The sequence below is a fragment of the Shewanella sp. BC20 genome, assembly GCF_003129585.1.
GTDB lineage: Bacteria > Pseudomonadota > Gammaproteobacteria > Enterobacterales > Shewanellaceae > Shewanella > Shewanella seohaensis.
This window is the reverse complement of record NZ_NHRI01000003.1, coordinates 226209-238206: the sequence shown is the minus strand read 5'-3', so window position 1 is coordinate 238206 and position 11998 is coordinate 226209. Positions and strand designations below refer to the sequence as shown.

General features: G+C 46.2%; 7 protein-coding genes. All 7 read right to left on the bottom strand.

Going from position 1 to position 11998, the window contains the following annotated elements:
• Positions 1-139 precede the first annotated feature (139 nt).
• The 7 genes from CBX96_RS05250 to CBX96_RS05220 all read right to left on the bottom strand — a co-directional run bounded on the left by CBX96_RS05250 (position 140) and on the right by CBX96_RS05220 (position 11972).
• Positions 140-2743, bottom strand: coding sequence for a TonB-dependent siderophore receptor (locus CBX96_RS05250; protein WP_109285965.1), 2604 nt, complete (start codon positions 2741-2743; stop codon positions 140-142).
• 974 nt (positions 2744-3717) lie between these two features.
• On the bottom strand, positions 3718-4722 hold the full coding sequence (gene ruvB / locus CBX96_RS05245) for a Holliday junction branch migration DNA helicase RuvB (RefSeq protein ID WP_109285964.1): 1005 nt from the start codon (positions 4720-4722) through the stop codon (positions 3718-3720).
• Positions 4723-4842: 120 nt separating this feature from the next.
• Positions 4843-5460 carry a Holliday junction branch migration protein RuvA gene (gene ruvA / locus CBX96_RS05240; RefSeq protein WP_011626232.1) on the bottom strand — a complete coding sequence of 206 codons (618 nt, stop codon included), beginning with the start codon at positions 5458-5460 and terminating at the stop codon, positions 4843-4845.
• Complete coding sequence (gene ruvC / locus CBX96_RS05235; protein ID WP_011622671.1) at positions 5457-5978, bottom strand: crossover junction endodeoxyribonuclease RuvC; 522 nt, start codon at positions 5976-5978, stop codon at positions 5457-5459. Before ruvC ends, ruvA begins: the two co-directional genes overlap by 4 nt.
• 257 nt (positions 5979-6235) lie before the next feature.
• Positions 6236-6982, bottom strand: a complete 747-nt coding sequence (locus CBX96_RS05230; RefSeq protein ID WP_011622670.1) for a YebC/PmpR family DNA-binding transcriptional regulator — start codon at positions 6980-6982, stop codon at positions 6236-6238.
• A 216-nt stretch (positions 6983-7198) separates the two neighbouring features.
• The gene (aspS, locus tag CBX96_RS05225) at positions 7199-8974 is read right to left on the bottom strand and encodes an aspartate--tRNA ligase (protein WP_109285963.1); all 1776 of its coding nucleotides are present in this window, start codon (positions 8972-8974) and stop codon (positions 7199-7201) included.
• Positions 8975-9158: 184 nt separating this feature from the next.
• Positions 9159-11972, bottom strand: coding sequence for a diguanylate cyclase domain-containing protein (locus CBX96_RS05220; protein ID WP_109285962.1), 2814 nt, complete (start codon positions 11970-11972; stop codon positions 9159-9161).
• Positions 11973-11998 lie beyond the last annotated feature (26 nt).

The window sequence follows — 11998 nt, the reverse complement described above, 5'->3', positions numbered from 1 at the left end:
CTAGCGTTAGAAGATGATTAAAAATCAGTTTTAGCTTAATTGTGATCAAGTTGGCAGCAATAGATAACCACTTGTAACCTTTTGCACCAAAACAAAAAAGCGCCCGAAGGCGCTTTTTTAGGCTGAGTTCTAGTTAATATTAGAACTTAACAGTTACACCACCGTAAATAGTACGGCCGATAGTGTCGTAAACTTCTGGAACAGTACCGCCATCACTACCGTTAGATACGGTCAATGGTTTCTCATCGGTAAAGTTCTTCACGCCTAAGCTTACAGTTGTGCTGTCGTTAACATGGTATGTACCAGAGATATTGTGGTAAATAATTGAGTCTACATTTGCTACAGCAGTAAATGCATCTAGATTTGCATCATAGTCAGTATAGTAATCTTTCATCGAACCAATATAACGGTTGAAGTACATTACGCTCCAATCATCTTGACCTACAGAAATGCTGAAATTATTACGTACGCGAGCATAAGCTCCGAAGTTACCGTCGATAGTACCAGTATAATCTTCACCATCTTGTTCGAATTTAGCCAGATAAGTCATATCGTTGTTAACTTTCCAATCTAGACCTAACAATTCGAAATTGTAGGCCAAGTTGAAATCGATGCCGCTGGTATCTTGTGAGCCAACATTCGTTAATGCACTAGAAAGATTTGTTAAATCACCATTTGCACCAATCTTGAATGTCTCACAGGCTGTAGTGTCACCAGCAAAGCAAGCATTAAGACCGGTCTGTACATCCATACGAGCAATTGCATCAGTCAACTTGAAACGCCAGTAGTCTAATGTTAACGACATTCCATCAACATAACTAGGTGAGTATACTAAACCAAAAGTGTAAGACTCAGACTCTTCTGGTTTTAAATTATCATCAGAAATATAGTTTACTAAGATTTGAGGATCTAATTCATTACCCCATGGATCAGTTAAATAATCAAAAGATCCTGAGTTGCCACCATATAATTCGGCAACACTCGGCGCCCGGAAACCTGTTGCTGCAACAGAACGAACCATCAGCTCATCAGTTGCATTATAAGTTAAACCGATTTTCCAAGTAGTCGCTTTACCAAAGGTTGAGTAATCGTCAAAACGCAGAGCAAATTCGCCCGTCAGTTTTTCGGTAAATGGAATACTGACTTCTTGGAAGAAAGAAACCACATTATAGTTACCATCAGTAGGATCTTGCTGAGCAGAAGTACTCTCACCTGCGATAACCACTTCGTCTGGCGTATAGAAACCACTTTCACGACGGTATTCTGCACCGATAGCAAAGCCTACCGCACCAGCGCTCAGATCGAATAACTCACCATTTAATCCAGCTGATAGTGTCTGTTGTTCGTTACCACCCTTAGTGTCTTCAACAAAACTAATATCTTCTATAATGTCTGCAGTTAAAGGAACACCTGTTAACCATGCATTCGTATTAGAATAAATAGAAGCCTCTGTTGCTGCAGCATTAATTGAGTTTTCTACAGTGGTTTTCGCTTGGTTTTTACCATAGGTGTAAGATAAATCCCAATTCATCCCAGTATGGACATCTAAAGTACCCGCTAAACCAGTCGATAGGCGCCAAGTATCAGTGTCTTGTGAATAAATACGAGGACCTACATCTGTAGTACGACGACGGTAGTTCACTTTGCCTCTATCATCAGCTTCAATACCACCTGCAATCATTGCAGAATCAAGTACCAAACATTTGTCAGAAGTAGTACCTACACCACAGACATCCAGCATAATATCCGCTGGTTGTGCTGCTAGTTGCTGACTTGAACGACGATTTGTATAAATAGCGTCAGCAGTTAAGACAACATCATTACCCAGTTCTTGCGTCATGTTGGCAAATAAGCTACGACGCTCACTTGGTGTTTGGTAAAAGCTATCTTTTGTAAAATCATATCCCTGAGATAGAGGTTTCCACTCTCCATCTTGGAAAGTCTTAACTTGCTGCTTTACATTACCTTTTACATCATAGATCGGATTCCCATCAGCATCTAATCTGTTGCCGACAATGCCACCATTTCCAACGAACGAACTGTTACCTGGCTCGGTCCAGCTACGGTCACTTTGGACTACACCACGACGGTCTGAGTAAGCTGCACCAAAGGTGTAGTTACCACCATCAGTATTAAAGCCATATAATATACTGGCGTCACCGTTTTGACCGTCACCTTTGTCGGTACCACTACCGTTCATATCAAACTGGAAACCTTCAAAATCTTTTTTGGTGATGATGTTCACTACGCCGGCAATCGCATCAGAACCGTATACCGCTGAAGCGCCGTCTTTCAGGATTTCAACGCGAGCGATCATAGCAACTGGGATAGAGTTTAAATCCACTGAACTGTTAGCACCTGAACCTGAGTTCACCATGCGACGGCCGTTTAATAGTACGAGAGTACGTTGTGAGCCCATACCACGTAAGTCAACTTGTGCAACACCGTCGGCACCATTGTTCGTGGTTGAGCCTACCGCTGCACCCGCCATAGAGGTTTGAACTTGTAGCATTTGGTCTACAGAGGTAAAGCCTTCGGCTTTGATTGCAGCAGCATCAATAACGGTAACAGGAGAAGCTGTTTCCATATCTTGACGTTGAATACGTGAACCCGTGACTTCAATACGCTCAACTTTTGCAGTTTCTTCAGCTGCAAATGCGCTTGATGCTACAAAGGTACCAGCAGCAATTGAGCTAACGACAGCTAAATTAATAGCCGACGCAACTTTGGTTCTTTTGATCATGAATGAATGCTCCCTAGATCTTACTATTATTTTTATGCTTACAGCTTGTACAACAATTTGCTGTACGACTGTTGCGCTTGATACTGAGGATTCACTTTCATTCAGTCAATATTCATTTTTTTAACCTTAAAAACTATTTTGTTTATTATTTTACCCCTTATTGTAAGATATTTGTTTAATTACAACCTTGAATGCTAATTCACTTCTATTTACAGCATTAAAAACCGTATAACCCAGTAATTAACAGCGATTAAAACTGTTAAAAAAATAACATTTAATAAACATGTGACAACCTCAGAAGTGTGATATGGATCACACTTTTTCAGTGAGCAACTATCTGACGCACAGAATAATGTGTCGATTAATTATGAAGAAATATGCATATTGGTAATCATTGCAACAGAAGGAATCGTGTAAAAATCAGGGATTTCACAGCGCACACTGATACAAAATGAATAAATTGTGATTTTTATGCACCGCAAGTGTGCAATACACACAAATGCAACAATTCATCGCCAATTTGGAACAAGCATAAATATGAGGTGCTTTAGGATGAGATAAGGGTTAAAAAGCGGAAATAAACAGCATCTACGGAATAAGAAAGCGTTGAACCACCCTACTCTGAATGCTGTTTTTATAAACAATACAAATGTCATTTCGAGTTGTTTCAACTCAACATATAAATACATTTGTTTTATTATTGTTAATTCATTAGATTAAATATTATTTATAAACAAAATAAGATTATTATTTAACCGAATAAACTTAAATAAAAACAGCACTCCAATGACTAGTCTGCGTCATAGTCAATTAAGTGAAACCGCCATTCATTAAATAATATTCATCTTGATGATTTGGATGTGGTTCGTTCTAGCGGCAACATTATCTGGTGACAAAAAGGACAATAATAAAATCGGTAAAAATAAAAAGCGGCCAAGGCCGCTTTTTGTTAACAAGGTCATCCTTCTTGGATGTTACTCTGGTTTTATCATGCCAAAATGCAGATAGGCTCTGGTTGTGGCAATGCGCCCACGTGGCGTTCTTTGGATAAAGCCTTGTTGGATAAGGAAAGGCTCCAATACATCTTCAATGGTTTCACGCTCCTCACCAATAGCCGCGGCGAGGTTATCAAGCCCTACAGGGCCTCCCATAAACTTATCGATAATGGCAAGCAGCAGTTTTCGATCCATATAATCGAAACCTTCGCCATCGACATCGAGCAAATCAAGCGCCTGCTCCGCGACTTTTTGCGTTACAGCGCCGTCGTGTTTCACTTCCGCATAGTCACGCACTCGGCGCAGTAAACGGTTGGCGATCCTCGGTGTTCCCCGTGAGCGTTTGGCAATTTCGGAGGCCCCTTCACTATCAATGGCCAATCCCATCACCTGCGCCGAACGGGTCACAATGGTGCTTAAATCTTTAACATTATAAAACTCGAGCCGCAGTGGAATGCCAAAACGCGCCCTTAGCGGAGAGGTTAACGCCCCTGCCCGCGTGGTCGCACCCACTAAGGTAAAAGGCGGTAGGTCCAACTTAATTGAGCGTGCAGCAGGCCCTTCACCGATCATAATATCCAGCTGATAGTCTTCCATCGCAGGATACAGAATTTCTTCGACGACAGGACTTAAGCGGTGAATTTCATCGATAAAAAGCACATCCCCCGCCTCAAGATTGGTGAGCAGCGCCGCCAAGTCCCCAGCTTTCTCGAGCACAGGTCCCGACGTCGATTTGATGTTCACCCCCATTTCATTAGCCACGATCATGGCTAAGGTGGTTTTACCTAACCCCGGCGGGCCGTAGATCAACATATGATCTAGAGCCTCTTCGCGATTTTTAGCTGCTTGAATAAACACTTTTAATTGGGCACGCGTATCATCCTGCCCAGTATATTCATCGAGCAATTTAGGGCGCATGGCCCTGTCGATAACATCATCTTGACCTTGCAGCTGCGGCTGGATCAGTCTATCTGCTTCAATCATTTACCTATTCCTGTTACCGCATCGGCATACGGCACTTGCTATTTTGGTGCAGTTGCAACCTAACTGGCTGCAAAAATCGCGTACCGCAATATAACACTAGCCTCAATGAAAACCATGCCATTAGAGCATCGATTTTAACGCGGCCTTAATCAAGGTCTCACTGTCCATGCCTTCTTTATAGGCGGCAGAAACGGCTTTACTCGCCTGTGGTGGTTTATAGCCGAGGGAGATCAAGGCTGAAATTGCATCCTCTTCGGCACTGTTGACCGTAGGAGCCGGTGAATAGTTAGATTGCAGCACAAACTCACGCTCAGAGCCTACGGATGCTTCCATTAAACTCTTCAATTTATCGCGCATCTCAACCAATAAACGTTCGGCAGTCTTTTTACCAACACCGGGTAATTTCACCAATGTCACTATATCATCACGCTCGACACACCCCACAAACTCGCTGGCGGTCATGCCAGAAAGAATGGTTAACGCCAGTTTAGGACCCACACCGTTGGCCTTGATAAGCAAACGAAACAGTGAGCGCTCTTGTTTAGTGATAAAGCCGTAAAGCAGCTGGGCATCTTCACGCACCACAAAATGGGTATACACTGTGGTCGGTTGATTGACCTCGGGGAGTTCATAGAAGCTGGTGAGGGGCATCTGTAACTCGTACCCCACGCCATTGACATCAATCAACACCTCTGGCGCTTGCTTTTCAATTAACACGCCACGTAAACGACCTATCATCTGTACCGTCCATATGTTCTTGTTGTCGCTCGGCCGCTTAAGGCGACCAAACTTTGATTGGTGTGATAATGACATACCGCAACGCCGAGCGCATCCGCAGCGTCGGCCTGTGGCGCCGCGGGCAGCTTTAGCAATTGCTGGATCATATGTTGAACCTGTTCTTTCTTGGCTCGTCCCGTTCCGACCACCGCATTCTTAATTTGGGTGGCACTGTATTCGGCAACGGGTAAGTTGGCCACTGTCGCGGCCACGATGGCCGCACCACGGGCTTGGCCCAATTTCAAGGCCGAGTCGGCATTCTTGGCGAGAAACACCCGCTCAATCGCAAATTCATCGGGTTGGTATTGGCGAATAATTTCACTGATCCCATCAAAGATTTGCTTGAGTCTTAATGGTAAATCCTCGCCCGAGGTGCGAATGCAGCCGCTACCCAAATAAAGTTGCTGCCGCCCTTGGCATTGGATAACGCCGTAACCTGTGATCCGAGAACCTGGGTCAACCCCTAAAATAATCGCCATGCTATCCCTAATGTCTGTGCTCGACTTAATTCAACCTAGATAACGGCGGTTATAAGCCGAGCAACAGCGCAAAAAACATCAATAAATCAAAGGTAAATCTAAGGTGACCCTATAAGCAAGATGCGGTGTCTAAACGCTGGTTCAAAGCTCAGTGTTAAACGCTTGCTCTATGTAAGAACTGCTCTATGTAAAAACCAAGCTCTGGCGAGCTCAGTTCCGGCCACCTACTAAGATAAAAATCAAATGACAGCTTAGGTTTACCCTAAACTTTCCATAATCTCATCGGAGATTTCGGCATTATGATACACCTCTTGCACATCATCGTGCTCTTCGAGGGTATCGATAAGACGCATAAACTTCTCCGCCGTCTCGGCATCTAACTCCGCTTTAGTCGAGGCTATCATCGCGATTTCGGCGTTATCACTGACAAATCCCGCCGCATCGAGGGCATCTTTCACCCCATAAAACTCGGTCGGTTCGGTAAATACGTCAATTGCACCATCATCGTAACTCACCACATCTTCGGCGCCTGCTTCTAGCGCCGCGTCCATCAGGGCGTCTTCATCTGTACCCGGCGCATAAGACAGCACGCCGCGCTTAGTGAACAAATAGGCAACCGAACCATCGGTCCCTAAGTTCCCACCCGATTTACTAAAGGCATTACGCACGCCGCTCACGGTACGGTTACGGTTATCTGTCATGGTCTCGACCATCACAGCGGTGCCGCCCGGACCATAGCCTTCGTAAATAATGGTTTCGAGTTGCTGACCTTCAAGCTCACCGGCGCCACGTTTAATTGCACGCTCAATGGTGTCGCGGGTCATATTGCCGCCAAGCGCTTTATCGATAGCGATACGCAGACGCGGGTTTGAATCGGGATCCGAGCCACCTTCACGGGCAGAAACCGTTAACTCGCGGATAAATTTGGTAAAGAGTTTACCGCGTTTGGCATCTTGCGCTGCTTTGCGGTGTTTAATGTTGGCCCACTTACTATGACCTGCCATGGGAGTTCTCCTCTACACATAGCCATTGCACATCTTATCAATAGCCTAAGGTAACCTTGACGACGCCTCTTGTGAGGTTCCAACAGCCAATGTTCCTTTACACAAAGATTGACGGCAAATTCAGTGACGTCGATAACGCAGATATTGATAAGAAATGAAATGACGGGGTAAAAATAGACCGAGGCTTGCGCCTCGGTACTCGATAAATACTAAAGATTAGTCTTCAGTCTTCGCGGCTTTCACCACGGAAATACCTAGTTCAGCTAATTGTTGTGGGTTAGCAAAACCTGGGGCATTGGTTAACGGACACGCAGCTGTGGTGGTTTTCGGGAAAGCCATCACATCACGGATTGAGCTTGCGCCCGTCATCAGCATGATAATACGGTCTAAACCGAATGCCAGACCCGCATGTGGCGGCGTACCGTAGCGCAGCGCTTCGAGTAAGAAGCCGAATTTCTCTTTCGCTTCTTCATCGGTAATGCCAAGAATACGGAATACCGCAGATTGCATCTCTTGGTTGTGGATACGAACTGAACCACCACCTAATTCACAGCCGTTTAATACCATGTCGTAGGCATCTGACACACGGTTAGCCGGATTGGCTTCCAGCTCTTGTGGTGTCACGCCGCGTGGCGCAGTAAACGGATGGTGAACCGCGTGGAAGCTGCCGTTGATCTTCTCAAACATTGGGAAGTCAACCACCCACAGTGGGCGCCATTGACCTTCGAGCAGATTAAAGTCTTCACCGGCTTTTAGACGCAGTGCGCCCATAGATTCAGCAACCACAGTCGCGGTATCGGCACCAAACAGGATGATATCGCCAGTTTGTGCGCCAGTGCGGCTGATAATTTCGTTCACAATGCCTTCGTTCAAGAACTTGAGCACAGGTGATTGAATGCCTTCTAACCCTTGTGTCAGGTCGTTTAGCTTCATCCACGCTAAACCTTTAGCACCGTAAATACCGACGAACTTAGTGTAATCATCGATTTGCTTACGGGATAAGCTCGCGCCACCTGGAATACGCAGCGCCGCAACACGACCTTCTTCGTCATTAGCTGGGCCTGAGAATACCGCAAACTCCACTTCTTTGAGCAAGTCAGCGACGTCAACCAGTTCTAATGGGTTACGTAAATCTGGCTTATCTGAACCGAAACGACGCATAGCTTCGTTATAGGTCATACGTGGGAATTCGCCTAAATCGACGTTCAGCATTTCAAGGAACAGACCGCGCATCATTTCTTCGGTCTTAGCCATCACCTGCTCAGACGTCATAAATGAGGTTTCGATATCGATTTGAGTAAATTCTGGCTGACGGTCAGCACGTAAGTCTTCGTCACGGAAGCATTTTACGATTTGATAGTAACGATCAAAGCCTGACATCATCAATAACTGCTTAAACAGCTGTGGTGATTGTGGCAGCGCAAAGAATTGACCTTTGTAAGTGCGGCTTGGCACTAAATAGTCACGTGCACCTTCTGGCGTCGCCTTGGTCAGGATAGGTGTCTCGATATCTAAGAAACCGTTTGAGTCGAGGAAACGACGCACGGCACTGGTCACTTTCGCGCGGAACATTAAGCGCTGCGCCATTTCTGGGCGACGTAAATCTAAATAACGGTATTTTAGACGCTGCTCTTCACTGTTGTTTTGATAGTTATCTAAGCTCAGCGGCAGCGGCTCAGAACTGTTGATAATCGTCAGTTCTTTACCTAATACTTCAATTTCGCCGGTCTTCATTTGCGCGTTGACTTGGCTATCAGGACGGGCACGAACCACGCCTTTTACCTGCACACAAAACTCGGCGCGCAGCGTACTGGCCACATTGAACACCTCAGGTAAATCTGGATCGTAAACCACTTGGACCAGACCTTCTCTGTCTCTTAAATCTAAAAAGACCACGCCACCCAAATCACGGCTACGATTAACCCAACCTACCAAGGTAACTTCTTGTCCAACGTGAGACTTATTGACGTCTCCACAATAATGACTGCGCATCTAACTCTATCCTTTATCCGGAAACCGGTGCTTTGGAAATAATCAAAACGAGATAAAAGCGGCATTATAGTCAAATAATGCCGATTACCAAAGTACTTCACTTTTAGGCGGTGAAGTATCAAACAGTTTTACGCCCTTGACTAGAGGCGAACGCACTATCTGCGTATAAGCGTTCAAAAAACCATCAAGCTAGGCGGTAGCAACGGCCCCCCGCCGTTTTGGCTTGATACATCAGTTGGTCGGCTTTCTTCATTAACTCGATGGCCGTATCGCCATCGCGGGGATAAATGACCACGCCAATACTGATAGCCACCTCAACGGTCACCCCTTCTATGCTAAAAGGTGACGATAACGAGTGCAGAATATTATCAGCAACTTGGGTCGCGGCATCGAGATCTTGCACACGATTTAGCAGGATCACAAATTCATCGCCGCCGAATCTTGCCACTGTATCAGAATTGCGAATGGCTTTGGTCAATAATCCCGCCACTTTTAATAGCAGTGCATCCCCCACTGGATGACCGTATTGATCGTTAATTTGTTTAAAGCCATCTAAATCGATAAACAACAAGGCGAAATGGCCATGATCCCGCCGATGGGCAAGTAAGGCCTGTGACAATCTATCATCCAACAGTGCCCTATTAGGCAACTGGGTTAAGGCATCGTGACTAGCAACATGCTGCAAACGCTTTTCTGCGGCAATTCGGCGGGTGATCTCAAGATTCAAACGACGATTAACGACTAAAACCGCCACCATCACGCCAGATAACACTAACGCCCCGAGTAATAAATAACGGATCCATTGCAGATATTGACTGTTATCCGTCGTCAAAGAAAAACTCACCCAATGGGAATAAATTTGTTGCTGCGTATGTTGATCGATTTGCGCCAACACGCGATTGATTAAGGGAACCAACGGTGCATACAGCGGATTGAGTCCAAAGTGGCTGTGCTGATCGGCTAAGTCACTGAGGAGTGACATTTTCAGCAACGGATATTGGCCCGTTTTTAGCTCAGAGGCCAGCGTCACGACTTTATCGATAAACACATCCGCATGGCCATCGTTGACCGCCGAGAGTCCCGACTGGGTATCAGGCACCAGCACCAGTTTGAGCGAGGGCTGCAAGGCCATCAGTTGCGCCACCAGATGATACCCCTCCACCACCGCAACCCTTTGCCCCGCCAATTGCGCCAGATTAAATACCGAGACTTGCTCAAGCTGTGATACTAAACCCCACGGCGATGGCCAGTAGGGATCGCTAAAGGTTAAAAATTGCTGGCGCTCGGCGGTTTGAGCAATACTGCCCGCCAGTGCAATCTCGCCTGAACGCAAGGCGCCAATCAGCGAGTGCCAATCGTCAAAGGCGACGGGCTGAATATTAATCCGCAGTTGCTCGGCTAACAGCTGGCTGACATCGCTGTTAATCCCTGCAAACTGGCCTTGCTCATCGCTAAACTCCATTGGCGGCCACTGTTTCAAGTAACCGAGTTTAAGTTCACCGAGTTGCGAGAGGTAATCTTGCTCACTGCTTGAGAGTTGAACGCCGTGTAATCCCTTCTGGTTAAAAATGCGATCCTTAGGATTTAGCATCCATTTCTGCTCTACTTCGGCAAATTCCTGCATGCTAATACTGCGAAAACCATTAGCAATGCGCTGGGTTAAGCCGGGATCGTCACTTCGGGTCAGTACATACACATCGGTCGGAAACTCAAGCTCAGGATATTGATGAAATTCGGACCAAGCCTTATTTTGCAATAAATAGTGGGAAGTCCATGCACCCGCGGCAACAAAGCCAGCAATCTCGCCCGAGCGCGCCCCCGCCACCATGCTGTCCATATTTTCGTAATAACGCAGCGTGACATCGGGCAACGCTTTACGCAGCGCAACAAGATAAGGCGCTGTCGGCACAACACCGATACGTTTGCCTTTTAAACTCTGTAAATCGGTCAGTTGTTGCTGATATAAGAACAGCCGACTCTTCACCGTATAGAGTTGCCATGCGCGAGTTAAGCCGGTTTTCAATTCGTCACTTTCAGGGTAACCAATATGCGCATCGGCTAAGCCTTGGCGTACATCATTGACACTGGCATTCATGTCGCCCGAGATAAAATCCACATTAATACCGGTCTTAGCCGACCATAGTTGCCAGAGATCCACATAAAATCCATGGGGCAAGCCATCGACACCTAAATCGACAAAGGGCTCGACGCCTAGCTGCATAGCTACCACAAGACCCGCCTTTTGCCCGTGATAGCCTAACCAGCGGCGCTCGGTTTGTTGCACAAAACGTGCATCGAGTGAATGAAACCCCTGATTAATCTTCTCGACTAAAGCTTGATTACCTTTCATCACCGCGGGGACAAACTGCATGGCCTTGATTGGAATACGCGCACTGATGGGAAAACTGCCCGCAATTGCTTGGCTTGATGCGGGATCGCGTAGATAGCCATCGAGTCCTGCAAAAACGACCGTTTCGCCCTCTGCAACACCCGCCAGTAATTTTTCACGGCTTTCATAATATTTGAAGACTAAATTCGGCTCGATACGGCGAAGCTCAGCCTCATGGGATGAGCCACTCACAATCCCAATTTGGTAAGGAATAAGTTCCTTAATGGACTTTTTACCCTGCAAGGATTTATGCAGGTAAAGATAGGTACTGACATCGGCGATAGGCTCCGCGAAATCAAATAATTGCTCACGTTCGGGCGTCTGCCCCATGCCGATATGCACTTGGGCTTTGCCCTGCTGCAACTGCTGCAATGACTCATTCCAGTGGCGCGCCACAAACACTAATGGTGTATTGGTACGCTTGCCCCATTCCTTCCACAGATCCACTAATAAACCCGTGGCTTCGCCGTCGTTGTCGACAAACTGATAGGGAAAGCTGTCTTCCCCCATCACCACAATCAGTGACTCAGTCTGTCCTTGACTGGCGTTAACTGCGTTACTGGTGAATATGCAACACAGGATCACGATAAGCTGGAGCACTAACTTCAACTGGGGTCCCTAGTACTTGATGTACA